This is a genomic window from Streptomyces sp. NRRL F-4489 (genome assembly GCF_001509485.1).
GTDB lineage: Bacteria > Actinomycetota > Actinomycetes > Streptomycetales > Streptomycetaceae > Streptomyces.
This window is the reverse complement of the sequence record NZ_LLZI01000001.1, coordinates 167,498-193,707: the sequence shown is the minus strand read 5'-3', so window position 1 is coordinate 193,707 and position 26,210 is coordinate 167,498. Positions and strand designations below refer to the sequence as shown.

The 26,210-nt window shown below is 74.9% G+C and carries 23 protein-coding genes; 14 read left to right on the top strand and 9 right to left on the bottom strand.

Annotated features, from left to right (window positions below; translation table 11 throughout):
• Window positions 1–9: 9 nt before the first annotated feature.
• Window positions 10–1,068, bottom strand: coding sequence for a chitinase (locus ADL22_RS00855; RefSeq protein ID WP_066972634.1), 1,059 nt, complete (start codon window positions 1,066–1,068; stop codon window positions 10–12).
• Between the two features lie 343 nt (window positions 1,069–1,411).
• On the opposite strand from ADL22_RS00855, the gene ADL22_RS00850 reads away from it, so the two are divergent.
• From ADL22_RS00850 to ADL22_RS00835, 4 genes are all read left to right on the top strand, one after another.
• Window positions 1,412–2,629 (top strand): MFS transporter, encoded by a 1,218-nt coding sequence (locus tag ADL22_RS00850; RefSeq protein WP_066972632.1) that lies wholly within the window; start codon window positions 1,412–1,414, stop codon window positions 2,627–2,629.
• A complete protein-coding gene (locus tag ADL22_RS00845; protein WP_066972631.1) occupies window positions 2,626–3,045 on the top strand; it encodes a nitroreductase family deazaflavin-dependent oxidoreductase in 420 nt (139 codons plus the stop codon). Before ADL22_RS00850 ends, ADL22_RS00845 begins: the two co-directional genes overlap by 4 nt.
• Window positions 3,046–3,103: 58 nt before the next feature.
• Complete coding sequence (locus ADL22_RS00840; protein ID WP_079063745.1) at window positions 3,104–3,568, top strand: MerR family transcriptional regulator; 465 nt, start codon at window positions 3,104–3,106, stop codon at window positions 3,566–3,568.
• A 77-nt stretch (window positions 3,569–3,645) separates the two neighbouring features.
• The gene (locus ADL22_RS00835) at window positions 3,646–4,380 is read left to right on the top strand and encodes a hypothetical protein (protein ID WP_066972630.1); all 735 of its coding nucleotides are present in this window, start codon (window positions 3,646–3,648) and stop codon (window positions 4,378–4,380) included.
• Window positions 4,381–4,473: 93 nt separating this feature from the next.
• On the opposite strand, the gene ADL22_RS00830 is transcribed toward ADL22_RS00835, so the two are convergent.
• Both ADL22_RS00830 and ADL22_RS35125 read right to left on the bottom strand, forming a co-directional pair.
• A complete protein-coding gene (locus tag ADL22_RS00830; protein ID WP_066972629.1) occupies window positions 4,474–5,364 on the bottom strand; it encodes a hypothetical protein in 891 nt (296 codons plus the stop codon).
• Window positions 5,365–5,385: 21 nt separating this feature from the next.
• Entirely contained in the window at window positions 5,386–5,757 is a 372-nt protein-coding gene (locus tag ADL22_RS35125) for a hypothetical protein (protein ID WP_066972628.1), read from the bottom strand.
• A gap of 129 nt (window positions 5,758–5,886) precedes the next feature.
• Here ADL22_RS35125 and ADL22_RS36585 point away from each other — a divergent pair, with 129 nt between their 5' ends.
• Entirely contained in the window at window positions 5,887–9,177 is a 3,291-nt protein-coding gene (locus tag ADL22_RS36585; protein WP_066972626.1) for a CHAT domain-containing protein, read from the top strand.
• Window positions 9,178–9,256: 79 nt separating this feature from the next.
• Window positions 9,257–11,461 (top strand): tetratricopeptide repeat protein, encoded by a 2,205-nt coding sequence (locus ADL22_RS00815; protein WP_066972624.1) that lies wholly within the window; start codon window positions 9,257–9,259, stop codon window positions 11,459–11,461.
• 32 nt (window positions 11,462–11,493) lie between these two features.
• On the opposite strand, the gene ADL22_RS00810 is transcribed toward ADL22_RS00815, so the two are convergent.
• From ADL22_RS00810 to ADL22_RS00800, 3 genes are all read right to left on the bottom strand, one after another.
• Window positions 11,494–13,278, bottom strand: a complete 1,785-nt coding sequence (locus ADL22_RS00810; RefSeq protein ID WP_066972623.1) for a hypothetical protein — start codon at window positions 13,276–13,278, stop codon at window positions 11,494–11,496.
• Between the two features lie 136 nt (window positions 13,279–13,414).
• A complete protein-coding gene (locus ADL22_RS00805) occupies window positions 13,415–14,701 on the bottom strand; it encodes a cytochrome P450 family protein (RefSeq protein WP_066972620.1) in 1,287 nt (428 codons plus the stop codon).
• A gap of 84 nt (window positions 14,702–14,785) precedes the next feature.
• Window positions 14,786–15,529 (bottom strand): TetR/AcrR family transcriptional regulator, encoded by a 744-nt coding sequence (locus tag ADL22_RS00800; protein WP_066972616.1) that lies wholly within the window; start codon window positions 15,527–15,529, stop codon window positions 14,786–14,788.
• Between the two features lie 229 nt (window positions 15,530–15,758).
• Here ADL22_RS00800 and ADL22_RS00795 point away from each other — a divergent pair, with 229 nt between their 5' ends.
• From ADL22_RS00795 to ADL22_RS00785, 3 genes are all read left to right on the top strand, one after another.
• A complete protein-coding gene (locus tag ADL22_RS00795; RefSeq protein ID WP_066972613.1) occupies window positions 15,759–16,451 on the top strand; it encodes an RraA family protein in 693 nt (230 codons plus the stop codon).
• A 623-nt stretch (window positions 16,452–17,074) separates the two neighbouring features.
• Window positions 17,075–18,229 (top strand): PP2C family protein-serine/threonine phosphatase, encoded by a 1,155-nt coding sequence (locus tag ADL22_RS00790; RefSeq protein WP_234430490.1) that lies wholly within the window; start codon window positions 17,075–17,077, stop codon window positions 18,227–18,229.
• A 113-nt stretch (window positions 18,230–18,342) separates the two neighbouring features.
• Entirely contained in the window at window positions 18,343–18,783 is a 441-nt protein-coding gene (locus ADL22_RS00785; RefSeq protein ID WP_066972608.1) for an SRPBCC family protein, read from the top strand.
• 124 nt (window positions 18,784–18,907) lie between these two features.
• Here ADL22_RS00785 and ADL22_RS00780 read toward each other — a convergent pair whose 3' ends face one another.
• The gene (locus tag ADL22_RS00780) at window positions 18,908–19,195 is read right to left on the bottom strand and encodes a hypothetical protein (protein ID WP_066972606.1); all 288 of its coding nucleotides are present in this window, start codon (window positions 19,193–19,195) and stop codon (window positions 18,908–18,910) included.
• Between the two features lie 386 nt (window positions 19,196–19,581).
• On the opposite strand from ADL22_RS00780, the gene ADL22_RS00775 reads away from it, so the two are divergent.
• Window positions 19,582–20,733: a site-2 protease family protein gene (locus ADL22_RS00775; protein WP_066972603.1), complete on the top strand. Its 1,152-nt coding sequence runs from the start codon at window positions 19,582–19,584 to the stop codon at window positions 20,731–20,733.
• Window positions 20,734–20,787: 54 nt separating this feature from the next.
• A complete protein-coding gene (locus ADL22_RS00770; protein WP_066972600.1) occupies window positions 20,788–21,540 on the top strand; it encodes a PP2C family protein-serine/threonine phosphatase in 753 nt (250 codons plus the stop codon).
• Between the two features lie 99 nt (window positions 21,541–21,639).
• Here ADL22_RS00770 and ADL22_RS00765 read toward each other — a convergent pair whose 3' ends face one another.
• The gene (locus tag ADL22_RS00765) at window positions 21,640–22,527 is read right to left on the bottom strand and encodes a phenylalanine 4-monooxygenase (RefSeq protein WP_066972598.1); all 888 of its coding nucleotides are present in this window, start codon (window positions 22,525–22,527) and stop codon (window positions 21,640–21,642) included.
• Window positions 22,528–22,774: 247 nt separating this feature from the next.
• Between ADL22_RS00765 and ADL22_RS00760 the strand changes: the two genes are divergently transcribed.
• Window positions 22,775–23,878, top strand: coding sequence for a sugar ABC transporter substrate-binding protein (locus tag ADL22_RS00760; protein WP_066972594.1), 1,104 nt, complete (start codon window positions 22,775–22,777; stop codon window positions 23,876–23,878).
• Window positions 23,879–23,996: 118 nt separating this feature from the next.
• On the opposite strand, the gene ADL22_RS00755 is transcribed toward ADL22_RS00760, so the two are convergent.
• Entirely contained in the window at window positions 23,997–24,479 is a 483-nt protein-coding gene (locus tag ADL22_RS00755) for an Lrp/AsnC family transcriptional regulator (protein WP_066972592.1), read from the bottom strand.
• 517 nt (window positions 24,480–24,996) lie between these two features.
• Between ADL22_RS00755 and ADL22_RS00750 the strand changes: the two genes are divergently transcribed.
• Together ADL22_RS00750 and ADL22_RS00745 are read left to right on the top strand one after the other, a co-directional pair.
• On the top strand, window positions 24,997–25,455 hold the full coding sequence (locus ADL22_RS00750) for a DUF6624 domain-containing protein (RefSeq protein WP_066972826.1): 459 nt from the start codon (window positions 24,997–24,999) through the stop codon (window positions 25,453–25,455).
• A 123-nt stretch (window positions 25,456–25,578) separates the two neighbouring features.
• Window positions 25,579–26,106, top strand: coding sequence for a GNAT family N-acetyltransferase (locus ADL22_RS00745; RefSeq protein WP_066972590.1), 528 nt, complete (start codon window positions 25,579–25,581; stop codon window positions 26,104–26,106).
• The last annotated feature ends 104 nt before the right edge of the window (window positions 26,107–26,210 follow it).

The following is a 26,210-nucleotide window of genomic DNA, read 5'->3' as shown; positions in this document are numbered from 1 at the left end:
AGGGACCGGTCAGCGCCCCTGGAGCGCCCGCACGTTGTCCCCGAAGGTCCACCCCTTGGCGCCGTCCCAGTTCAGCGACCAGGTCATCAGGCCCTTCAGCCCGCCGCGGTACGTGTTCCACGCCTGCGCGACCGCGCCCGGGGCCATATAGCCGCCGCCCGCCCCCGGCTGCGCCGGCAGTCCCGGCACCTGCTTGTCGTAGGGGACCCTGATGGTGGTGCCCTGCACGGTCAGCCCCTTGTCCAGGCAGTCGGTCTGCCGGGTGAAGCCCTCGACCGTACCGGCCCCGTACGAGTCGCCGGAGCAGCCGTACATGCTGCCGTTGTAGTACTGCATGTTCAGCCACCACAAACGGCCGTTGTCCGCGTACTTCTTGATGACCGGCAGATAGGCGCCCCAGATCGAGCCGTAGGTCACGCTGCCGCCGGTGACATAGGCGGTCTCGGGGGCCATGGTGAGGCCGAAGCCCGCGGGCATCCGGTCCAGGATGCCGTCGATGATCCGGATGAGGTTGGCCTGCGAGGGCGACAGCCGCGTGATGTCCCCGCTGCCGGTCAGGCCGGTCTCGATGTCGATGTCGATCCCGTCGAAGTTGTACTTCTTCAGGATCGGTACGAGCGTGGCGACGAAGCGGTCGGCGACCGCGCTGGAGCTGAGGTCGATCCCGGCCGAGGCGCCGCCGATCGACATCAGGACCGTCGCGCCGCCGGCCTTCGCCTGGCACATCTCGGCCGGCGTCGGCACCTTCACCGTCGCGTCCATCCCGTCCTCCCAGAGGGCGGTGCCGTCCGAACGGATCACCGGGAACGCGGTGTTGAGGACGTTGTAGCCATGGGCGCCGATCCGGGCGTCGGTGATCGGGGTCCAGCCGAACGGCGGGTGGACGCCGTTCGCCGCGCCGTCCCAGTTCTCCCAGTAGCCCTGGAGGACCTTGCCGGCGGGCCGGGGCTTGACGGCGCAGGTGTCGGCGCGGGGGGCGGCGGTGGCGGGCGCCGCGGTGGCCAATACGGGCAGCAGGCAGGCGGCCGCGAGGCCGGTTCTCAGCAGACGCGCTATCCGACCGGTCACGCTGTGCTCCCTTCGGCCGCGGCGGGATGCCGTGGCGGGGAAGTGGGGGGTGGTGCGGACACCGTAGATTGGTCCATACCTTTCGTCAATGGGTGCGGGCAGTACGGGAGTTGGGGTGGTCCGCCGCTCCGTGCGAGGCGGCCTCGGGCCGCTCCGGCTTGACCTTCACCCCGGCGTGAACGTCGAGGGTGGCGCCATGGATACGTCACCGACGCCGGTACGTCCGGCACGCCCCACGGACCCGCTGCCTTCCGCGCCTTCAGCCGGTCCGGCACCTTCGGCATCTGCCGCGCCCCCGGCGCCCCCGGCCTCCGCGGCCGGCGGCCGGCCCTGGGCGCTCGCCGTGCTCACCCTCTGCGCGTTCACCCTCGGCACCGGCGAGATCATGATCGCCGGGCTGCTGCCGGACGTCGCGGCGGACGCCGGCGTCCCGCTGTCCACGGCCGGGCTGCTGGTCAGTGTCTTCGCGCTGACCGTGGTCGTCGGCGGGCCGGTGCTGGCGCTGGCCACCACCGCCGTCCGCCGGCGGACCCTGCTCGCCGCGCTGCTGGCGCTGTACGCCGCGGGCAGCGCGGTCTCGGCGGTGGCCCCCGGCTTCCCGCTGATCGCGGCCGGGCGGGTGGCGGCCGCGCTGGCGCACGCCGGGCTGATGCCGCTGTTCTTCGGCCTGGCCGCCGATGTGGTGCCCGCGCACAAGCGGGGGACGGCGGTGGCCCGGGTCTCGCTCGGACTCGGCCTGGCGACGGTCGCCGGCCTGCCGATCGGCACCGCGCTCGGTCAATGGCTGTCCTGGCGCGCCGCGTTCGCCGCGGTGGCCCTGCTCACCCTCGCCGCCGCCGGCCCGGTGCTCGCCCTGGTGCGGGCGGCCGGGGACCCGGCGGCCGGCGGTGCCGGGGACGCCGGGTCGGCGGCGGGCGGCCGGGCCGGGGAGCTGCGGGTCCTCGGGGAACGCCGGGTGCAGGCCGTGGTGGCCGTCACCGCGCTGAGCGCCGCGGCCGCGTTCACCGCGTACACCTATGTGACGCCGCTGCTCACCGACACCGTGGGGATCAGCCCGCGGTACGTCACCGTGCTCCTTCTGCTCTTCGGTACCGGCGGCACCCTCGGCAACCTCATCGGCGGGAAGCTGGCGGACCGTTCGGTGACCGGCGCGGTCCGCGCCGGGGTGCTGGCCCTGGCCGGGTCGCTGCTGCTGCTCGGCGCCTCGGTGGCCGTGCGCCCGCTGGCCGTCGCGGCGCTCTTCCTCTTCGGCGCCGCCTACTACGCCGTCATCCCGGCGGTCAACACCCGGCTGCTGAACGTCGCGTCGCAGCGCGCCCGGACTCTCGCCCTGACCGTGCAGAGCTCGGCGTTCAACCTCGGGATCGCGGTGGGCGGCTGGCTCGGCGGGCAGCTCATCGCGGGCGGGCTCGCGCTGCGCTGGGTGCCGGTGGCCGGCGGCGCGGTGGCGCTGCTCGCGCTGGTGGCCGCCGCCGCCGAGCACCGCGGCGAACGGCGGCGGACCGGCGCCGCGGCGGGCGCGGCGACGGGAGCGGACGCGGTGACGGGAGCGGGCGCGTGAACGAGGTCAACCGCCGCGTCATCGAGGAGTTCCGCGCCAACGGGGGCGTGGTCGGCGGCCCGTTCACCGGGCAGCCGCTGCTCCTGCTGACCACCACCGGGGTCCGCTCCGGGCTGCCGCGCACCACGCCGGTCTGCTATCTGGCCGACGGGGACGGCCGGTTCGCGGTCTTCCCCTCCAACGGGGGCGCGGCCACCCCGCCGGCCTGGTACCGCAACCTGACCGCCCACCCGGAGGTGGTGGTCGAGGTCGGCACCCGGGTGCTGCGGGCCCGGGCCACCGAGGCCGCCGGGGCGGAGCGGGACCGGCTCTGGGCCCGGCAGACCGCCGCCGACCCGCAGTTCGCCGTCTTCCAGGAGCGCGCCGGACGGACCGTCCCGGTGGTCGTCCTCACCGCGCTCGGCGACCGGGCTTGACCTTCACGTCCACGGCAAGGTTTACGCTTCCCCCTGACCGCCACCAGGAGGGAGCACCATGCGGATCGGGGAACTCGCCCGCACCACCGGGGTCACCACCCGGGCGCTGCGCTACTACGAGGAGCAGGGCCTGCTCCGCCCCGACCGGTCCGCCAACGGCTACCGCACGTACGGGGCGGGCGCCGTCCGGGTCGTCGAGAACATCCGGCTGCTGCTGGCCGCCGGGCTGACCACCGACGATCTGCGGCTGCTCGACGGCTGCCTGCGCGACGAACTGACCGGGCGGCACAGCTGCGCCGACCCCGCGCCCAAGATCGAGGTGTTCGAGCAGCGGCTCGCCCTGCTCCAGGCGCGGATCGCCGAACTGGCCGCGGTCCGCGACCAGCTCCTGGACCGGCTGGCCGACCTCCGCGGGCGGCCCGGCGCCGCGCCGGAGCCGGACCTGATGGAACGGCCCGGCAGGGCGGAGGCGGGCTGCCCGGCGGGGGCGCGCAATGGGCGGACGGCGGCCCGGGCGGCCTGACGCCGTACCGCACCGGGCCGCGGGCCGGTTCCGTCCACCGGCTCCCGGCCTCCGCCCCCGGTGGGTACCCTCCGGGCATGCCGCTCTTCGGACGCAAGCCCCGGCCGCGCCCCGCCCCGGTTCCGGCCCCCGGCGCTCCCCGGGAGGACGTCTTCGCCGGCGGCCCGGAGGCGGTCCGTCCGCTGCTGCTGCCCCGGTTGCGGCGGCTGGACCAGCTGCCGCGGCGGGAGGACTACGCGATCCGCGAACTGGGCGGCGGCTTCCTCGCGGTGCTGGGCGCCCGCACCCCGTCCGGTACCGCCCTCCTGCCCGCCGCCCGGGTGCGCGCCTGGGACGCCGACCCGGCCGAACTGTGGTCGGTGGCCCTGCACAACCTCCGCCGCGAGCCCTGCGAGGTGACGGTCTTCCAGCCCGGCACCGGGCCGGTCTACCAGGTCCGGGGCGGCGCCTGGACCGCCACCCAGCTGCTGCGGGCCGCCGAACTCCTCGACGTCACCGCCCCGGACGGCTGCGTCGCCGCGCTGCCCCGCGACGACCTGCTGGTCCTCCACCCGCTGCGGGACGCCCACAGCTATCTGCGGATCCTGTCGCTGGCCACCCTGCTGCCGCGGCTGTGCGGCCCGGACGGCGGCCTCAGCGACGGGCTGTTCCACTGGCGCGGGGGCGTCCTGGCACCGTTCCGGGTCATCGATCAGCAGGAGCCCGACGGGCGGTTGGTGCACACCATCCAGGGCGACGCGGAACTGGCCACCGTCCTGCGCCGCCTCGGCGATACGTTCCGGCCCGCGGACGAGGACGGCACGGGGGACTGACGGGTGGCGCCGGGGGACTGACGGGCGGCGCGGGGAGCGAAGGGCGGGCCGCGACCGCCCGGCCGATACGCCGCCCGGCGCCGCACCGCCCCCTCAACTCCCCTTGCGCAACCGCCGCGTCAGCGCCTCCCCCCGCTCCACCGTCCACTCCCCGCCCTCCTCCGCCCGCGCCGCGAGATCGGCCGCGTGGACGTCCACCGCCGCCTCCAGCAGTACGGCGTACGTGGCCACCGCCGACCGCCCGCGCCGCCAGCCGGCCAGCGCGGGCACCGCGGCCAGCGGCAGCGCCGGCCACCAGACCACCGCGAGCGCCGCGAACGGCACCGCCCAGGTGGCCAGCCGGGCCGCCGCCTCCACCCGCCGGCGGGCCGCGGTCACCTCGTCCCGCACCTCCTGCGGGAGCACCAGCCACAGCCGGGGCCACACGGCGGCGAGGTCCAGCCCGTACTGGTGCAGCACCCGCGCGTCGGCCCCGGCTACCCGGTCGCCCATCCACGTAGGACGGGACGGCCGGGCTGGCGCGATCGCCTCACGGGCCGCCGCGGCCTCGTCCAGCTCCCGGGCCTCGGCCGGTGCGCGCGGGGCCGGCAGGGCGGCCTGGAGGTCCGCCACCCGCCGCTGCGCCGCCGCCCAGCGGCCCTCCCGGCGCGCCGTCAGCGCCGCGGCCGGCCCGCGCAGCGCCCGCGGCCACGGGCCCAGCCAGAGCCGCAGCACCACCCCGGCCGCCGACTCGACCGCCGCCCCGGCCGCCGCCACCGCCAGCAGCAGCCCGCCGGCCAGCAGCAGTTGCACCGCCGGCGGCCGCGCCGCGAACGCCGCCGCGCCGGCCGCCGCGCGGTGCGCCAGCCGCGCGTGGTCGAACGCGTGCCGCTGCCCGAGCGCCGACCCGGCCAGCGCGGTCGCCGCCAGCAGCACCCCGGGCAGGCCCAGCCGCCCCGTCCACCGCTGGGCGAGCTGGCGGCCCAGATCGCCCAGGAACGGCATCACCGCCCGCCGCCCACGCCGTCAGTCCGCCAGCAGCCGCATGACCGACCCGAGCACCGCGCAGCGCGGCAGCTCACCGCCCGGCTCGCGGACCACCGCGCGCCCGCACCGGCCGGCCGGGCAGCCGTACCGCTCGCCGTGGCTGTGCCCGGCGTCCAGCCCGGCGACGGTCGCCGCCCCGCCCCAGGCGTCCCGGTCCTGCCCGGCCGGGGCGATGCCCAGCCGGGCCAGCAGGTCCCCGGCCGGCGCCCCGTCCCGGACCGCCGCCAGGCCGTCCGCCAGCTCGTCGGCCAGCGGGGTGCCGCGCACCGCCCGCCGCACCGCGCCGAACTGGGCGCACAGCGCCGCCAGATCAGGGTCTTCCCGGCCGGACGCCGGTGCTGTCGATGCCATGGGCTGCCGTTCCGATCGGGCCTATGCTGAAGTGCCCGGAGGGGCCGCTGGACCGTGACGGGGGCAACCGCCGCACGGCGCCGCGGGGTTGAGCACCAGGCACCTCATTTTCGGGTCAACGGGGGCACGATGCGAGAGTTTTCACGTAATCCGGGGCGGGATCCCTCACGGGACGGCTCACGGGACGGACTGCTGATCGCGGTCCGCCGGGCCATCGCCGCCGTCCGCGACACCGGGGACCTCGCCGGACTGCGCGCCCTGGAGCGGCAGGGGGCCATCACCCGGCTGGTGATCAGCATGGACGACGCCCGCTGGCCGGATCTCGCCGCTCTGCACGCCATCGGGCTGGCCCGCTGGGCGCAGTACGTCTTCGGGCCCGACGGCGCCCACCAGTCCGAGTGGGAGGCGTCCCTCCAGCCGCTGTCCTGCGTCTACGCCAGGGAGCCGGACGCGGTGCCGCCGGAGGCCGCCGCGGTGCTGGAGGCGCTGCGCTCCGGCCGCCGGCCGGCCGGGCCCCGGGTGCCGCGCGAGGTCCGCCGGTGGGTGCTGGCCGGTCTGCGGCAGCGCGAGGAGCTGTCCGCGGACTTCGCCGCCGCGGTCCGCGGACTCGACCCGCACGGCCGCCGGCCGCGGCAGGACGCCGCCGCGCTCCGCCCGTACCTCGATCTGACGCCCCGCCACCATCCGGAACGCGTACGGGCCCTGCGCCTGCTCGCGGTCGGCCTCCAGATGCGCTACCGCGAGACCGGCGACGCCGCCGTCCTCGCCGAGGCGGTCCGGCTCGGCCGGGAACTCCTGCTGCTCATCCCGGCCGCCGGCGCCCGCTGGGCCGACGCCGTCGCCAACCACGCCCGGGTGCTCGGCGACCACTACCGCCACACCAGCGACCGCCGGGACCTCGACGAGGCCGTCGAGGGCGGCCGGGAGGCGCTGCGGCACACCCCGCAGGACAGCGCGTGGCTGGCCGTCCGGCTCGACGAGTTCAGCCTGCACCTCTCGCAGCGCTACGACCTCACCGGCGCCACCGCCGACCTCAACGCCGCCGTGGACGCCTGCCGCGGCGCGGTCCGGGCGGTGCCCGCCGCGGCCCCGGACGCCGTCGCCCACCGCGCCCGGCTGGCCGGCCTGCTGGTCAAGCGCCACCGGGTCACCGGCGACGGCGCGGCCCTGGACGAGGCCGTCCAGCTGGTCCGGGGCGAGACGCAGCCGCTGCCCGCCCCGGGCCGCGACCACGTCCTCGTCCAGCACGCGGAGGTGCTGCACGCCCAGTACCGGCGTACCGGATCGGCCGGTGTCCTCCAGGAGGCCGTCGCGCTCTACCGGGAGGCGGCCGGCGAGCGGCGGGCCCGCCACGGCCACCGCACCGATCTGGCCACCGCCCTCAGCCACTTGGGCAACGCCCTCTACGACCTGGCCGCCGACTTCCCCCAGGACGCCCCGGGCCCGCGCCGCGGCGGACCGCCGGCCCCGGAGCCCGCGGCCCTGCGGGAGGCCGTCGCCGCCCACCGGGAGGCGGTCGCGGTGAGCGCCGTGGACGATCCGCAGCGCCCCGGCTACCTCAACAACCTCGCCCGCGCCCTGCGCGAACGGGCCCGGGCCACCGGCCGCCCCGACGCCCTGGACGAGGCGATCGCCCTGCTGCGCGAGGCCATCGAGACCGCCCACCCCGCCCACCTCTTCCGCCCCGCCATGCTCTCCCACCTCTCCACCGCCCTGCTGGAACGCCACCGCCACACCGGGGGCGACGAACCGGAACCCAAGCTCCTCCGGGAGGCGTACGTCTTCGCCGAGGCCGCCGCCCGGGACGCCGCCGGACCGCCCGGCGAACTCCTGCGCCTGCACCGGGCGCTGGCCGAACTGGCCACCGCCACCGGCCGCCGCACCGAGGCCGCCGCGGCCTACGCCCGCGCCGTCGCCCTGCTGCCCCAGGTGGTGCCCCACCAGCTGCACGGCAGCGAGTCCGAGGACCGGCTGGCCCGGCACGGCCGCGGCCTGGCCGCCGACGCCGCCGCCGCGGTCCTCCGGGCCGGCGGGCCCGACGCCCCCGCCCGCGCCCTGGAACTCCTCGAACAGGGCCGCGGCATCCTGCTGACCCGCTCCCTCGGCCTGCACGGCGAGGAGGAGGCCCTCCGGGCCGCCGCCCCGCACCTCGCGGCCCGCCTCACCGCCCTGCGCACCGCCCTCACCACCGGCGCGGCCCCGGGGGCCACCGCCACCGCCACCGCCGCCGCCCCCGGCGACCGGCGCCACCGCCTCGCCGAGGAGTGGGACGCGGTCGTCGACGAGGCCCGCCGGCTCCCCGGACTGGAGAACTTCCTCAAACCGCCCCGGATGGCCGCGCTCCGCCCCGCCGCGGCCGGCGGCCCCGTGGTCACCGTCACCACCAGCCCGCTGCGCTGCGACGCGCTGATCCTCACCAACGGGGGAGTGGCCGCCGTCCCGCTGCCCGGCCTCGACCACGCCCAGGCCGAGGAGCGCGCCACCCGCTTCACCGAGGCGCTGCGCACCGCCGAGCTGCCCGGTACGCCCCTGGTGGACCGGCTGACCGCCCAGGCGTACCTCCGCGACACCCTCGCCTGGCTCTGGGACACCACCGCCGCCCCGGTCCTCGACCACCTCGACCGCACCGCCCCCCGCCACCCCGGACCGCCCAACGGCCCGCGGCCGCCGCGCCTGTGGCTCTCCGCCACCGGCCCGCTGGCCCTGCTGCCGCTGCACGCCGCGGGCCACCACGGGGAGCCCGGCGGCACCCGCACCCTCCTGGACCGCGCGGTCCCCTCGTACACCCCGACCGTCGCCGCCCTCGCCGCCGCGGTCCGCACCGCTGCGCGCCGCACCGCCCGGCCCCGCCCGCCGTCCCCTCTGGTCGTGGCGATCCCCCGCACCCCCGGTTTCGCGCCGCTGGACGGCGCCCTCGCCGAGGCCGACGCGGCCGCCGCCCACTACGGGCCCGGCACCACCGTCCTCACCGGCGCGGACGCCACCCGCGCCCGGCTGCTGGCCGCCCTGCCCGCCAGCACCCACGTCCACCTCGCCTGCCACGCGGTCGCCGACCCCGCCAGCCCGTACGGCAGCCACCTGATCCTCCACGACCAGCCGCTGACCGTCGCCGAGCTCTCCCGGCTCCGTCTCGGCCACGGCGAGTTCTGCTACCTCTCGGCCTGCGCCACCGCCCGCTCCGGCCGTCTGCCCGACGAGGCCGTCCACATCGGCGGCGCCTTCCACCTGGCCGGTTTCGGCCAGGTCGTGGCCACCCTCTGGCCCGTCGAGGACGCCACCGCCGCCGAGGCCGCCCGCCTCTTCCACACCAGCCCGCACCCCGCCCCCGCGGCCGCCCTGCACCACGCGGTGCGCCGCCTGCGCGCCGCCGCGCCCCTCCTGCCCAGCCGCTGGGCCGGCCACATCCACATCGGGCCATGACCGGCCGTCCCGGCCCGCGCCCGCCCCCGCGATGACAGGATGGTGCCGACGGATCGCCGGGAGACGGGGGCGGAGCGACGTGGGCGGTACGGACGTGGGCGGCACGAGCGGCAACGGCACGGTGTACAACAGCTTCCAGGGCGGCAGCGCCGGCCTGCTGGTGCAGGCCCAGCACGTCACCCTGACCGCGCCGCCACCGCCCCCGCCGCCCCGTAGGCCGGCGATGCTCCCGCACGCCCCGGAGTTCTTCGTCGACCGCGACGACATCCGGGGCCGGCTGGACGAGATCGCGGCCGGATTGCCCGCCCGCCGCTCCCCGGCCCGGGTGGTGGTCACCGGCGCGGCCGGCGTGGGCAAGAGCGCGGTCCTGCTCCACTGGCTCACCGCGCACGAGGAGCTGTTCCCCGGCGGCGTGTTCTACGCCGATCTGAGCCCCCTGGGCCCGCACGACGCCCTCGACCCCTCCGACGTCCTGGCGTCCTTCTTCTGGGCCCTGGGCGTCCCGAGCGGCGAGATCCCCGCCGATCTCGCCGCGCGCGCCGCCCACTTCCGCTCCTTCACCAGCGGCCGGCCGTACGCGGTGATGCTGGACGGCGTCGTCACCGCGGCGCAGGCCGCCCCGCTGGTGCCCGGACACCCCGCCGGCCTGGTCCTGATGACCAGCCGCTTCGGCCTGAGCGGACTGCGCCGCCAGGCCGACGGCGTGCGCTTCCTGCCGCTCGGCGTGCTCGACGACGCGGCGTGCCTGGACCTCTTCCGGTACCCCGACGCCACCGCGGCCGGTACCGATGAGGCCGTGTTGAGGAGGATCATCCGGGCATGCGACGGTGTGCCCGCCGCCGTACGGATCGCCCGGGCCCGCGCCGAGGACCCGGCGGACGAGGGCTACGAGGCACTGGCCCGGCGGCTGGAAGAAGGCCCCGTCCTGGAGGAACTCGCCATGCCCGACGACGAGCAGGCCCCCGTCCGCACGCTCTACGACCTCTCCTACCGGGCACTGGACGCACCGTCCCGGAGGGCGCTGCGGGCCCTCGGCCTGCACCCGACCGCGGACTTCGCGCCGGAGCTGGCGGCCCGGCTCGCCGGCGACGGCACCGAGGGGCAGCGGGCGCTGCGGCGGCTGCTCGACGCCCACCTGGTGGAGCGCGCCGACGGGCGGTGCCGGATGATCGGCCTGATCCACCGGTACGCCGCCGAGCAGGCCGAGGCGTCCGGTACCCCCGCCGAACGGGACGCCGCACTGCGGCGGATGGCCGACTGGTATCTGCTGCGGGCGGCCGCCGTGGACCACCGCATCTCCGCCGCCCGGTACCGCTGGGGCCCGCTCTTCGCCGACCCCGCCCTCCTGGAGCCCGTCTTCGCCGACGAGCAGGAGGCCGTCCGCGCGTTCGCGGCCGACCACCTCGCCGCCACCGCCGTGGCCCGCCTGGCCCACGAGGCCGGATGGCACGACCTGGTCTGCCAGTTCGCCGAGGCGCTGCACGGCTTCCACTTCCGCCGCAAATGCCACCGGGAGTGGATCGCCCTGTGCGAACTGGCCCTGGAGTCGGCCCGGGCCACCGGGGCAGGCGGCCTGGTCCTGGCCCGTATGCACTACGAGCTGGCCTTCGCCCTCCTGGACCGCGCGGGCGACGGCGACCTCGACGCCGCCGCGCACCACTACGAACGCGCCCAGCGGGCCGCGGAGTCGGCCGGCCACGCCCGGACGGCCTCCTCCGCCCTGGAGGGCCTGGGCCAGATCGCCCTCCTGCGCGGCGAACCGGCCCGCGCGAGCGAGCTGTTCGAGCGCGCGCTGGCGGCGCTCGACGGGACCGACCACCCGCGCGGCCGGGCCCTGCTGACCTACCACCTCGGCCGGGCGCTGAGCGCGGCCAGGCGCCACGAGGCGGCGGCCGAGGCGCTGCGGCGCGCCGCCGCCCTGTTCGCGGCGCTGCCGGACCCGCGGACGCCCGGCCGGACGGCGCCCGACGACTACAACCGCGCCAAGGCGCTGACCCGTTACGCCGAGGCCCGGATGGCCGCCGGCCGGCCCGACGAGGCGGCGGCCGGGATGGACACCGTCCTCGGCCTCTTCGAGCGGGTCGCGGCGCCCAAGGAGCGGGCGGACGCCCTGCTGGTCCAGGGGGACGCGCTGGCGGCCTGCGGTGAACGGGACCGGGCGCGGCGGGCCTGGCAGGCGGCCTACGACGGGTACGTCCCGCTGGGCAGCGTGCGCGCGGCCGAGGCCCGGCGGCGGCTCGACGAGGCGGAGGCGGCGGATACGGCGGACGGGGCGGCCGAGTAGGGGAGTTCCCGCACCCGGCGGGCGAGGGGGCCTCAGACCACCCGCCGCAGGGCCAGTGTGGCGGCCGGCAGCCGCTCCCCGGCGCGCACCCGGACGTCCCCCTCCCAGCCCGTCCCGTAGCGCGTCAGACAGGCGTACAGCGCCGAAGCGGCCGTGTCCGGCCCGGTCCACCACGCGGACGCCGTCCAGCGCGCGGTGTAGGCCCCGCCGTCGCGCACCAGCAGGCGGCACTCCGAGCCGCCCGAGGGGCCGGGCGCGACCGCGAGGCCGCAACCGGGGTGGCGCTCCAGCAGTTCCCGGAGCGGCGCGGTGTGGGCCACCAGGATGTCGGCGGTATGGACCCAGCGGACGTCCACCTCCCGTTCGCCGGCCACGAGGTGCGCGTCGGGCAGGTGCGCGCTGACCGTGCCCTGCAGCCCGGCCGGGTACCCCCGCACCAGCACCTCGGGGAGGGCGGGCGCGCCCGGCTCCCCGGGGCCCGCGTCGGTCACATCGGCTTGGACGAACCGGGCGGGCCCGTCGCTCCCCGGTGGCGCCGGGACAGGCGGGGCGGGCAGGGCCACCGGGCGGGGGTGGGCCGGGTGCGGCGGTTCGGGCAGGTCCAGCCGCTCGTAGCAGAGCCGGCGCAGCCGGGCCAGGGCCTCCCCGGGGCGGGAGGTCACCAGCCGTGCAGTGGCGGCGAGTTCGGGATCGCCGGGCTGCCGGCGCACCGCCGCGTCGAGCTGTCCGGCCAGGGGGCGGCGCGCGGACACCCGGGGCAGCAGGCGCGCCAGGTGCTCCACGGGGGAGCCGGGGGCCACGGTCGCCCGGTCGGTGGCGGCCAGCAGACCGGGGACGCCGGCGGCCGCGGCGTACAGGGACACCGAACCGAAGTCCCCGATGAAGCAGTCGGCGGCGCACAGCGCGGCCTTCCAGTCGTCCGTCTCGGGATCCGGGACGACCAGGCCGGCCCGGATGAGCGGTGCCAGCCAGCTCTTGACCTGCCAACTGCCGTGGCCGTGCCAGGCGTTGGGGTGGATGGCGGCGAGGACCCGGTATTCCTCGCGGGGGAGTTCCGCCAGGGCCCGGCGGAGCACGTCGGGGGCGCTGCCCAGCAGGGAGGTCTTGCCCCAGGTCGAGGTGAGCAGCAGCAGCCGCTGCCCGGGGGAGACCCCCAGGGCGGCGCGGTACTCGTCGCGGAACCGGGCCGAGGCGGCCAGCTGGTCCATACAGGGGTCGCCGATGACGTGGGAGACCGGTACCGCCTCCGGGCACCCGGCCCGCAGGCGGGCGCGCTGCTCGTCGTGCGACAGCACGATCGCCGAGGGGATGACCTCCCCCTCGTGCACCAGCCACTCAGCCGTCAGGCCGAACGCTCCCGGCTCCCGGCTCCCGGCTCCCGGCTCCCGGCTCCCGGCTCCCGGCTCCCGGCTCCCGGCTCCCGGCTCCCGGCTCCCGGCTCCCGGCTCCCGGCTCAGCGTTTTATTGTATCCCGCGCCGTGCGGCGCTCCGATCAACGGAGCGGAAATCTCCTGCAATTCGCCACCGCGGCTGGTCGCTATCGCCAGGTCGAATTTCTGGCGTATCGCCTCGTCCCACGGAAGGAACGGCAGCCCCCGCGCCGTGACGAACTCCGCCGTCCCGGACTCGAATGCCGAGGAATGCGTACAGGTGAAAACGGTCTGTATGCGCAGATCGCCGTCGAATACCGCGAGCAGGTCCAGGAGCCGGGTGGCGGAGGTGACATTGTGGATGACGCCCAGCACGGTCCGCTCGGGCGCGACCGTACGCCAGCGCGCCGCGCCTCCGGGGGCGGCGGTATACGCGTATCCGTACATCGCCGCGCTCCCTTCTCCCGTCCATCCGCCGCGCGTACCGCGGGCGGTGCCGCCGACGATACCTGGTCGCCACGGGGCGACCGCGGCCCGCCGGACGGCACCGCCGCGGCCCCCGTTCCGCGGCGGAATCCGGGGCTCAGCCCAGCCGCAGCGGCAGTTCCGCCAGCCGCCAGCTGCCCGGCAGCGGGACCCGCCGCAGCGCGTCCGGCGCCACCGCCAGGGAGACGTCCGGGTAGTGCGCGAGCAGTTTCCCGAAGGCCACTTCGGCTTCCTGGCGGGCCAGTGCGGCGCCGAGGCAGTAATGCATTCCGTGGCCGAAACCGACGTGGTCCTCGGCCCGGGCCGCCGGGTGGCGGGTGAGGTCGAGCCGGGCGGGATCGGCGTAGTGCCGCGGATCGTGATTCGCCGATACCAGAATCAGCTGGACCGCCTCACCCTTGGCGATCCGGGTGCCGGCCACGTCCACGTCCTCGGTGGCATACCGGAGCTGCGTCATATGCACCGGCCCGCACCAGCGCATCAATTCGTGTACGGCGCGCGGCATCAGTTCCGGGTCGGATTTCAGCAGGCTCAGCTGGTCGGGGTGGGTGAGCAGCGCGGCCGTGCCGTTGGAGATGAGATGGGCGGTGGTTTCGTGCCCGGCGAAGACGAGGGACAGGACCAGCGTGACCATTTCGATGTCACTGAGCCGGCCGCCGTCGTCGTCATGCGTGCGGATCAATTCGCTGAGCAGGTCGTCGGTGAGCGCCGCCCGCCGTTCCCGGATGAGCTCGTGGATGTGGTCGATCATCGCCGGGAAGGAGCCGCTGAGCTGGTCCGGCTGGAGCGATACGAGCTGGGAGCCCCACACCCGCCATTGCGCCCGGTCCTCCTCCGGAATTCCCACCAGTTCGCAGATGACCGTGATGGGCAGCGGATAGGCGAAGTGCTGGAGGAGGTCGACGACGCCGTTCTCGGCGTGTTCCGGGAGCCGGGTGAGCAGGTCGTCGGCTATGTCCTCCACGCGCGGCCGCAGATCCATGATCTTACGGGCCGTGAACGCCCGGGAAACGAGCCGCCGGAGCCGGGTGTGATCGGGGGCGTCGAGATTCAGGATGCTGCGGGTGAGGTACTGCTGATAATGCTCGGGCAGGCCCATCATCTCCATCAGCCGGGCGGTCGGGGAGTCTTCCGCGGTGCCCTTCGCACGGGCCGGAGAATTGGCGAACCGGTGGTCGCGCAGAATCTGCCGGACCTCCTCGAAACGGGTCACGAACCACACCGGCGTGTCGTCCAGGAAGCGGCCGCGCACGACCGGGCCCTGTTCCCGCAGCTCGCCGTAGCCGGTGAACGGGTCGGTGAGCAGGGCCGGTTCCATCACATTGGGTTCCCCCGGGTGCTTCCCGACGTACTGGGCGAACGGGGAGGCCGCTGTTTCGGTCATGTCTCTTTCTCCTGTGGGACGAGCATGGATGAAACGGAAATGCACCGCGGGCGGGGCCGGGTCGCGGCCGGGCCCGCGGGTATATCAGTCGCGCACGTGGCGGCGCAGTTCCCGGGTGCTGTGCTCCTCTATCCGCGCGTAGAGCGCGATGACGCCGGGCGCGGCGGCGGCCACCGCCTCGTCGTGGGTCATTCCGCGCGCCGCGGCCGGCCGTTCGGCGGCCGCGAATTCCTCCGGGGAGATCTCCAGGGCCCGGCGGACCGTATCGGCGAAGATATCGCCGCGCACCTCGGGGCTGTCCGGCGCACGGTCGTACAGCATCGCCTCGGCCATGAAGAATCCGGTCGACATGGACAGCAGCGCGTACTGCTGGTGCCGCAGGTCGGTATCGGCGCGCACCAGGCCGTGATTCCGGAGCACTTCGAGACCGCCGCGCAGGGCCTGGTCGCTGAGTTCCATCAGTTCCGCGAATTCCTTTTTCGCGGTGTCGTTGAGCTGGCCGAGGATATCGGCGTCGTCGGTGTACAGGGCGCGCAGCACCGGCTCCGCCAGGAAGTCGAGGTAGAAGCCCCGCATCATCCGGCTCGGCAGGACGTCCCGCGGATCGGCCCGCATCCGCGCCAACTGCCGCCGCTGGCTGCGCCACTTGGCCTTCAGCACCACGGCCAGCATCAGGGAGTCCTTGGTCTTCCAGTGCAGATAGACCGTGCCCTTGCCGACGTTGGCCCGGCGGGCGATCTCGTCGATGGTCACCCGCCGGTAACCCCAGGCGAGCAGCAGCTCCCCGGCCGCCTCCAGGATGCGCTCACCGCGCTCGGCCCGTTCCACGTCTCGGCTCCTCTCTGTTCCGTGACCAGATTTCGAATCTGGTCACGCGGTCAAAGGTAGGCCGGAGCGCGGCCACCCCATAAGGCGGTTTCCGGCCACCTGCCCTCTATCGAGCGGAAGTTGACCCTCCGCCGGTAGGGCCCGCGGGCGGTCGGGGACCATGGCATCCTTCACCGCACCCGCACCGACCGCGCCGAGGCGGTGACGGGGCCTGACCGAGGAGAACGCCATGCTCAAGACCTTCGCCGAGCTGACCACGCCCCTGGTGGCCGATGCCTGCGTCCGGCTCGGGGTGCCGCTGCGCCCGGCACCGCCCGGTATCGCCGCGGTGGTCCCAGGCCACCGCCTCGCCGGCCGGGCCCTCCCGGTCCGGCATTACGGGAGCGTCGACATCTTCCTGGAGGCGCTCACCGACGCGGGGCCGGGCGACATCCTGGTCATCGACAACGGCGGCCGGCTGGACGAGGCGTGCGTCGGCGATCTGATGGCCCTGGAGGCCAAGGCCGCCGGACTGTCCGGCCTGGTGATCTGGGGCCTGCACCGCGACACCCCGGAACTGGTGGAGATCGGCCTCCCGGTCTTCAGCTACGGCCGCTGCGCGCCCGGCCCGGTACGGCTCGCCGAACGGGAGGCCGACGCCCTGGTCAGCGCCCGCTTCGGCGACCACCTGATCACCGCGGGCGACGTCGTCCTGGGCGACGCCGACGGGGTGCTGTTCGTCCCCGCGGACCGCGCCGCCGAGGTGCTGGAGACCGCCCGGTCCATCCGGGAGACCGAACGCGAACAGGCCCGCCGGATCCGCGCGGGCGACACCCTCCGCCGGCAGACCTCCTTCGACGACTACCTCGCCCGCCGCGCGGCCGACCCGGCGTACACCTTCCGGCAGCACCTCCGGCGCGTCGGCGGGGCAGTGGAGGAGTAGCGGCGGCGGCACGGCGCGAACGGGGACGAGGCGCCGGTCAACCGCTGGTATGCGGCCGGCGCCTTCGCCGTACCACGGGTTGACGCGGCATTACGCCCTACGGGTTGACGCCACGGGGCGCCGGATCGAGGACAGTGAAGGCATCGCGGGCGGGGACACAGCCCCGGCCCGCACCGCACCCACCACCGTCCGAAAAGGAGCGCGCCTCATGACCAAGCGAATCGGCTCACCCCGACCTGTCTCATCCCGACCTGTCTCATCCCGATCCGGCTCACCTCGACCCGGCTCATCCCGTCCCGGCACGTCTCTCCCTGGCTCATCTCTATCCGTCTCGCGCGGACTCGGCCCGCGCCGAAGCGGGCGGCGGCTCGCGTGCGCGGCACCGCCGCCGGGGCCGGGCCGCTCCCCGCCGTGACATGCCGCCGTTGGCGTAATCGTCGGCTTGGCTGTCCGGGGCCGTCAGGCTGTGGGCCCGGAGCACGGTCGTGGCAGCGGCCGTGGCGGGAGCCCGTCCGAACAGGCCGGTGAGTGGGACGTTGAGCGGTGGCGCGGAAGACGAGGGTGACGGCGTTGGCCTGTCCGGTCCCGGTGACCCGGCGGGAGCCGCCGCGGTGAGGGCGGCGGTGCGAGGCCGCACGGGACAGCGGCTCTCCGGGCTGGTGGATCAGAACGGCTTCGAGGCACCCACGATCCCCGCCTGGATGCGCTGGCTGCTGGGGCTCTACGTCCTCTTCGTCCTGCTGCTGGAGTACGTGACGCCCACGCAGTGGGCGGTGAGTTCCCTGCTGATCGCCGTCCCGGTGCTCGCCGCCTTCACCTACGGCCCGGCCGGCGTCGCCGTGATCACCGTCTGCGCCGTCGTCCTGGAGGGCGTGCTCGCCGGCACACCGTGCTGCACGGGGACCAACATCCATCAGTTATGGGAGAACCACTATGTAGCGACATATATCGCCACCTCCGTCGTCGGAGTCCTCGGCGTGGCGCTGGCCGGGTACCGCCGGCGGCAGCAGCGGCATCTGGTGCGCGTCCACTCGGTGGCCGAGGCGCTGATGCGGACCCTGCTGCGGCCGGTGCCGCACCGGGTCGGCAAGGTCCTGGCGGCGGGGCTGTACCGCTCCGGCGAGATCGGCACGATGGTGGGCGGGGATCTCTACGACATCCGGGCCACCCAGGCCGGCGAGCGGGCCATCATCGGGGACGTCCGGGGCAAGGGGCTGCAGGCGGTCCGTACCGTCGCCGACATCCTCGGCAGCTTCCGCGAGGCGGTCTACGACACCGGTGACCTGCTGTCGGTGGCCGCCCGGATGGAACGGCGGCTGGCCCGCGAGGCCGACGAGATCCCCGACGACGAACTGTTCGTGACCGCCGCGCTGGTCGAGTACGACGCCCGGGCGGAGCAGGTCACGATCATCAACCACGGACACATCGAGCCGGTACTGATCTCCGGAGGGGAGGTGACCGCACTCACCGGACCGCCGGCCCTGCCGCTGGGCCTGGGCGGACTGGCCGCCGAGCGCCCGGTGTCGTACACCCACCCCTTCTCCTGCGGGGACGTGCTGCTGCTCTGCACGGACGGGCTGATCGAGGCACGGGACGACAACGGCGCGTTCTATCCGCTGCTGGACCGGCTCACCCGGCGCTTCGCGGGCCGGCCCGCGCCGGGACCGGCCGAGGTCGTCGACTTCCTCAACGCCGACCTGCCGCGCCACACCCGCGTCCTCCACGACGACGTCGCGATCCTCGCCCTCTCCCCGTGCGAGCCGAACGCGGTGGGGTAGGGGCGGGCCACGGGGCGCCGGGTACTCCGGTCGCTCGCGGTCGTCCGGCGGTGGACCCTGGAAGGGTCAGCGGGGGTCATGGCACAGAGCTGTACAGAGCTGTGAGGTATCCGATGAGCACTTTGGAAGAACACATCGACCTCAGCGTTCCGGTCGGAACGGCCTGGGACTGCCTGCACCGTGCGGAGACCTATCCGCGGTTCCTGAACGGTGTCCGGGAGGCCCATTCCGAGGGGCAGCGGCGGGCGCGCCTGGACGTGGACGCGGCGGGCCAGGAGCAGGGGTTCGAGATAGAGATCGTCGACCGGGAGCAGGAGAACGTGATGACGTGGCAGACGATGAGCGGCCCTGATCTTGCGGGGACGTTCTCGCTGCTGCCCATCGACCGGGAGCACACCCGGCTCCAGGCCCGCTTCGAGTACGACCCGGCCGCGATCAGGGAAACGTTCGGCGGGCCGCAGGGGTTCGCGCAGGCGGTGGCGATCGAGCGGGGCGTTCGCACGGATCTCGAGCGGTTCAAGGAACTGGTCGAGGGGCAGGGCGCGAGCGCGTAGCGGACGGCGTGCCGCGCGGCCGGGGACAAGGACGGTCTCGTAGGGCGACGGTCTCGTACGGCGACGGTCTCGTACGGGCGGTGGTCTCGTGCGGCCGGTGTCAGGTGATGTGGTGCGGTCGGTGTCAGACGATGTGGCGTTCCGGCATGGGGCGTTCCACACCGTCCAGCTCGAGCGTGCAGCGGGGTGCGCTGGGGACGAGGCGGGGCTCGCGGATCCGTACCCGGAAGACCCGGGCCGGGTCGTCGGGGAGTTCGCCGGTGAGGAGGTTCAGACCGGTGCCGTGCGCCTTCTGGTACGCGACGACCTTGCCGTTGACCAGGAGTTCGATCTCGCCGTCCCGCCCGGGACCGATATTGACGGTGATCGAGTGGCCGCCCTGATCGAGGTGGAAGTGATGGCTGCGCCCCATGGCACTCGCCTCCCTCGCTTCCCGTACCCGTACCCGCACCGACGACGGCATCGCCGCGCCGCGACACGCCGGCCCGAGGTCCCCGCGCCCCCCGTCGCGGTACGTACCGCACGCCGGCGGTCGCCCACCCGGCGTCCGCACTCCCAGGGTAGGCCCGTACCGGCGGCCCCGTGCCGCGCTCCGGCCCCGGGTGAAGCGTCCCGGCCCGCGCCGACCCGGATCAGCCGGGGCGGACCGGTGCCGATGTCGGGGCCGGCCCCCGGTTCGTCCGGCCCGCCCGGGCCGCGAGCGACAATGGGGGTGAGTGCCGCGCCGGGTGGTCCGCGGAGTGCGGGGCGTGAGGCCCCGCCCGGAGGATTCAGCGCCCGGGCCGGCGGGAGACGCCGATGAACGGCTCGGTCCGGATCGGACATGTGGTCGGGGTGCCGCTGCGCATGCACTGGAGCGTGCCGCTGCTGGTGGCGCTGTTCGCGTACGGCCTGGGGCGGCAGACGCTGCCCGTCATCGCGCCCGGCCGCTCCACCCTCGTCTACGCCCTGGCCGGCGTCGTCGGCGCGGCGCTGCTGACCGTCAGCCTGCTGCTGCACGAGACCGCGCACGCCGCGATCGCCCGGCACAAGCAGATCTCCGTCGAGGACGTGACCCTGTGGGCGCTGGGCGGTATGACGCGGATGGGGCGGCCGCGGACCGCCGCCGCGGCGTTCGCGGTCGCCGTCAGCGGCCCGCTGACCAGCCTGCTGATCGGCGGCGTCGCCCTGGGGGCCGGGTTCGGGCTGAGCGAACTGGCGGCGGCCGCGGTGCCCGCCGTGGTGCTGGTCTGGCTGGGCTGGGCCAATGTGTTCCTCGGCGTGTTCAACCTGCTCCCCGCGGTGCCGCTCGACGGCGGCCGGGTGGTGCAGGCACTCCTGTGGTGGCGCACCGGCGACCGCGACCGCGCCGATCTGGCGGCCTCCCGCGGCGGGCAGGTGATGGGCGCGCTCCTGGTCGCGGTCGGCTGGGTGATGCTGCTGCGGGGCGCCGCCGGCGGCCTGTGGCTGGCGTTCATCGGGCTGTTCATCGTGGTCGTCGCGGGTTCCGAGCGGCGGCGCGCGGCGCTCCATGCGGCGCTGCGCGGGGTGACGGCCGCCGACGCCATGTCCGCCCCCGTGATGACCGGCGCGGACTGGCTGACCGTCCAGCGCTTCATCGACGAGGTGGCGGTGACCACCGGGCACTCCGCCGTCCCGCTGCTGGACTTCGAGGGGCGGCCGAGCGGCGTCGTCCAGCTCCGCAGGCTCGCCGCCGTACCGGCCGCGCAGCGCGAAGAGCTGCGGATACGGGACGTGGCGACGCCGCTGTCCCAGTGCGCGGTGGCCGCGCCGGACGAGCTGCTGACCGAGGCCATGGACCGCCTGACGCTGCGCACCGGGATGCGGATCCTGGTCGTGGACGCCGGGCGGCTGGTGGGGATCATCACCGGCAAGGACATCTCCCGGCTGATGCGGCGGCACACGCTGAGCGGCCGGCCGGGCACCGGAGGCGGCCCCGGCGCCCCGTAGCGGGCGGGCCGCGGCACACACCCGGCGGGGCGGACGCGCGAGGGAGCGACGGCGATGGACACAGCGGCGGAGTACATCACGGTGACGGCGCTCAGCCACCCCGGACTCGTCCGCGAGAACAACGAGGACAGCCTGGTGGCCGGCCCCTGGACGCTGTGCGGCACGGTGACCGAGAACCCCCAGACCCTGGTCTTCCCGCTGGGCAGCCCGCTGGTGGTCGCGGTCGCCGACGGTATCGGCGGACAGCCGGGCGGCGAGGTGGCCAGCGCGCTGACCGTCGCGCACCTGGCCGCGCTGGGACCGGCACTGGACAGCGAGGAGGCGGTCCGGGCCGCGCTGATCCGGTGCAACCGCGCGGTCTACGACGCGGCCGAACGCAACCGCTCGCTGACCGCGATGGGCACCACCGTCGCCGGCACCGTCGTCCTGGACGGGCGGCTGCTGGTCTTCAACGTCGGCGACAGCCGGGTGCTGGAGGCCGGGGAGGACGGGCTGCGCCAGGTCAGCACGGACGACAGCCCGCCGCTGCCGGCCGGGCAGCGCACCACGTCGCTGGTGACCCAGGCGATCGGCGGCGCGCCCCGCTTCAACGCCGTCACCCCGCACGTCCGCACCGTGCCGCTCACCGGCAGCCGCCGGTACGTGGTCTGCACGGACGGGCTGACCGACCCGGTGCCGGAGGAGGAGATCGGCGCGGTGCTGAGCGAACACGACGGCGGACGGGCCGCGTTCGAACTGTGGCGGGCGGCGCTGGAGGCGGGCGCCCCCGACAACATCACGCTGGCACTGGTGCGGCTCGGGGAATGAGCCGCCCCGGCCATCATGGGTCGCGCTCGCGCCGGTCCGGCCGGTGCCCCGGGCTGTTCCCGGCCGGCCTCTCGGCCTATCCCCGGCCGGTGCCCCGGATCACCCCCGCTCGCGGGAGAGCCGGGGCAGCCCCAGTCGGTCCCCGGTCTCGTCGTCGAATTCCGCGCAGAACGCGCCGAGGACGTCCTCCAGATGGGAAAAGGACCGTGCGGCGAACAAAACGGGCTGATATCCGGAAATGCGGTACTGCGTGGCGGCCGAGGCCGGCAGGTCCAGTTCGCGGACTTCGCGGCTTCCGTGTGCGGCGATCTCTCCGTAGGAGGAGAGCAGCGCCGCCCCGAAAGCCCGGGGTGTACCGGATTCCGTAATCAATCCGTATTCCAGGGTGAACCAGTAGATACGGCTGAGAATGTCCAGTGCTTCAGCGGTCTCGAGGCGGTTCGCGGCCCGGCCGATCGTCCGGTAGAGCGCGGCGATCCGCGGCGAGGACAGATGGACGCCGTGCCCGAACACGTCGTGCAGGACGTCCGGTTCGGGCGTGTAGAGCGGTACGGCCGGGTGGCGGACGAACTGCACCGCGTGGAAGTAGCCGTGCTCCATCGAGCCCAGGAACCGCTCGTTGGACACCACCCCGCCGGCCAGGGTGAGCGAGAATCCGGTACGAGTCCGCAGCCCGGGGCTCACCTCGGAGTGCTGCGGGATCCGCTCGGCGGGCAGATCCGCGTCCGCGGCGGCGTCGAGCACTTCCCGGCAGGCATGCGCCCGGTGCGCGGGCAGCAGCGCGGTGTGCACCGTGCGCCACGTGCGGTGCTCCTCCTCGGTGTAATCGACCTCCGGGTAGGGCGTCCCCACCCGGTGGCCGTCGGCGCGGGCCGCCAGCGCGTCCCGGCGCCGCCGGTAGGCCGCGTCGCTGCGGCCCGGGTGCTCGTCCGCGGTGCCCATCCGGCCCGCGGCGGAGATGGGGGTCTGCTGCCACACCGTGCTCATAGTCAGCAAATACCCCATAACGGTGCGGAGGTCACCTGTGTAACCGGCGCGGCGCGCGCCTGCCGCAGTGCCGGGACGCATCCCTGGTGCTCTGCCCGACTTCGGAAACTCAACACACGTTCAAGGATTGCCCTCGTTATTACTTCGTTTCTTGACGTCCCGGCCTCCGGTGACGTTCACTCAGCCATTCTGGGCCGAGTCAGGGCGGCCCCGTGTGGAGGTACATTTCATGAGATCCATGAAGGCAATGGATACCCGCCGTGTGACGAGTGCAACAATACGTCGCGGTGTCATCGGCGGCGCACTCGCGCTTTCCCTCGCCGCCCCGCTGGCGGCCTGCGCAAATGATCATCAGGCCGCGCCGGAGGGGAAGGACACCATCGGCCTCCTCCTGCCCGAGAACAAATCCGCGCGCTACGAGAAATTCGATCACCGCATCATTTCCCGGAGAATCGCCGCGCTCTGCCTCGCCTGCAAAGTCGACTACGGCAACGCCGACTCCAGCGTGGAGACCCAGCGGACCCAGTTCGAGGACCTGGTGGACAAGGGCGTCAAGGTGATCGTCCTCGACCCGGTCGACGCCCGGGCGGCCAAGAGCTGGGTGGACTCCGCCGCACGCCAGGGCGTCAAGGTCATCGCCTACGACCGGCTCGCCGAGGGCGATGTCGCGGCGTATGTCTCCTACGACAACGAGAAGATCGGCCGGCTCCAGGGCGACGGAATTCTCCAGGCGCTCGGCTCCCGCGCGGCCAGTGCCGATGTCGTCATGTTCAACGGTTCTCCGGACGACCCGAACGCCCCCTCGTTCAAGAAGGGCGCGCACGACGTCCTGGACGGCAAGGTGCACCGCGTCGTCTATGAGAAAGACATCCCCGAATGGTCCGCGGCCACCGCCAAGAAGGACATGGCCGACGTCATCAACTCCCGCGGCGCGCAAGGCTTCAACGCGGTCTACTCGGCGAATGACGGGATGGCCGGCGGTATCGCCGAGGCGCTGAAATCGGCCGGTCTGAAGAATATCCCGCTGGGCGGCCAGGACGCCGAACTCCCGGCATTGCAGAGGGTGTTGGACGGCACCCAGGCGTTCACTGTTTACAAGGAGGTCCGGCCGGAGGCGGAGACGGCCGCGGAGATCGCCTACCGGCTGCTGCGCGGGCAGAGCGTCTCCTCGCTCACGCCGACCACCGTCGCCGGCGCGGGCGGGAAGCAGGTCCCCGCCAAGCTCTTCAAGGCCACCCTCGTCACCAAGGACAACCTCAAGGACACCGTCGTGCGCGACGGGGCGGTCCGGACCGACCTGCTCTGCGTCCCGGCCGTCGCCGCGGAGTGCAAGTCCCTCGGCCTGCTCTGACGGGCCCGGGGCAGCCGGCCCCGGTGGCGGGCTGCCCCGGGGCCGGCCCGCTACCGGGACGGCTGGTCGGCCCCGGGGCGGCCGGGGCCCGCATCGGGACGGCCGGTCCGCCGCGCGCTCAGCCGGCCGGGGCCGGCCCACCGCCCACCGTCTCGACCAGCGGCAGCATCCGGTGCGGCACCCGCTCGCGCAGCGCCACCTCCGTCCGCGTCCGCACCACCCCCGGCAGGCTGACCAGCCGCTGGATCACATCCTCCAGATGCGCCGCGTCCCGCGCCGCCACCCGGGCCAGCAGATCCCCGCCGCCGGTCGTGGAGTACGCCTCCAGGATCTGCGGCACCTCGGCCAGCGCCCCGGCGACCTCCTCCAGATGGCCCTGCGTCACCTCGATGTGGACGAACGCCAGCACCGGGTGGCCCAGCGCGGCGGGCGAGAGCCGGGGGCCGTAGGCGGTGATCACCCCGTCCCGCTCCAGCCGGTCCAGCCGGGCCTGCACCGTGCCGCGGGCGACACCGAGCATCCGGGCGTACTCCCGCACGCTCGTCCGCGGCTGCTCCAGCAGCAACCCGAGGATCTTCGCGTCCAGCGCGTCCACGGCCATGGGCGGCACGTCCTCCTCGTGGTCAACGGCTCATCGGGGCCGAACGGCTCGTCGCATTCGCACCGGAACGATCGATAACGACCGCGAGTGGCCGCAAGCGACCGCCGAACGAGCGCAAGCGGCCACGGGTGACCGCCGAACGACCGCGAACGGCCGTCGAACGACCGCAAGCGGGCTGCGAACGGCTGCCGGCGAAACTCGCCCCGCACCCGACGTCGAACCCGGGAAGGGGGACACGAAGAGCCGGAATTCCTTCCGCGGACAGATCCATTATCCCCGCGCGGAACCCCTCCCGTCACCGTACCCAAGAACGATCTTTTGTGCCGTTTCGCGCCATTAGCGTGAACGCGACCGACCCGGCACCGGGTCAGCCGCGACTTCTGGAGCACATATGACGCACGCCCCGCAGCAACAGCCCCCCGCCGGCCCCGGGGAGCCGGACCCGAAAGCCGCCGACGGGCAGGCCCCGCCCGGCTCCGCCGACCAGCTCGCCGCGGTCGCCGCCGAGCTGTCCGCCATGGCCGCCGAGGACCACCGCGCCGCCCCGCGCGCCAACAGCGCCGACTTCGCCGACCAGTTGGCCTGGCGCCGGCTGACCGCCCGGCACGCCGACCGGCTCGCCGAGATCATGGACGCCCACGGCTGGCCGACCGCGGACCGCTTCGGCGCCGACGCGGCCCGCGCCGCCTGGCTGATCGCCCAGCACGCCGACCGCCAACTCGACGTCCAGCGCCGGGCGCTGCGCCTACTGGAGCGCGCCGTCGCCGACGGCCTGGCGGCCCGCCGCGAACTGGCCTTCCTCCAGGACCGCACCCTCGTCAACGAGGGCCGCGAGCAGATCTACGGCACCCAGATCGCCGGCGTCCGGGACGGCGCCCCCGTCCCGTGGCCCTGCCGGGACCCGGAGCGGATGGACGAGCGCCGGGCCGAGGTGGGCATCCCGCCGTTCACGGAGTACGTCGCCCAGTTCACCTGAGCCCCCGGGAGCCGGGCAGTACGGGAGCGGCGGCCGGCCCCGGACCCGTAGGCGGATCGGGGCCCAAGCCCCCGTCCCCGGGCCGAATGGCTGCCGGCCGGCCCCGTAGATCATCATGCGGGCATGACCGAGAGCCTCGAACTCCCGCCCGCCGCCCGCCTCGACGCCTTCACCCCGGCCCATCTGGCCGAGATCCTCGGCGACGGCCCCGACCCCTTCGGCGTCGGCTTCACGGGCCTGACCTGGCTCCCCAAGGAGGAGCATTTCGGTATCCGCCTCGACGGCCGCCTGGTGGCCCACGCCGGTCTGCGCCGGCTCCCGGTCTGCCTCGGCGATACGGAAACCGAGGTGATCGGCGTCGGCGGCGTGGCCGTGGCCCCCGAGCTGCGCGGCCGGGGCCTGGCCCGCCGGGCGGTGGCGGCGGCGCTGGCCCACGCCCGCACCATGGGCCCGCGGCACGGCCTGCTGTTCTGCCGCCCGCCGTTGGTCGCCCTCTACGCCCGGCTCGGCTGGCGGGAGATCACCGAGGACGTCTGGGTCGAACAGCCCGCGGGCCCGGTACGCATGCCGCTGCCCTCCCTGTGGACGCCGCTCCACGACGGCGCCGAGTGGCCCCCGGGGACGGTCCGGCTGCGGTCCCTGCCCATGTGAGGGCCCGTGTGGGGCCCGGGTGCCCACCTGAGGCATCTGCCGTGGTACGGCACGGAGTTCGGCGCGGCCGGCCCGAATAGGATCACCGGCGAGAACGGCCCGGA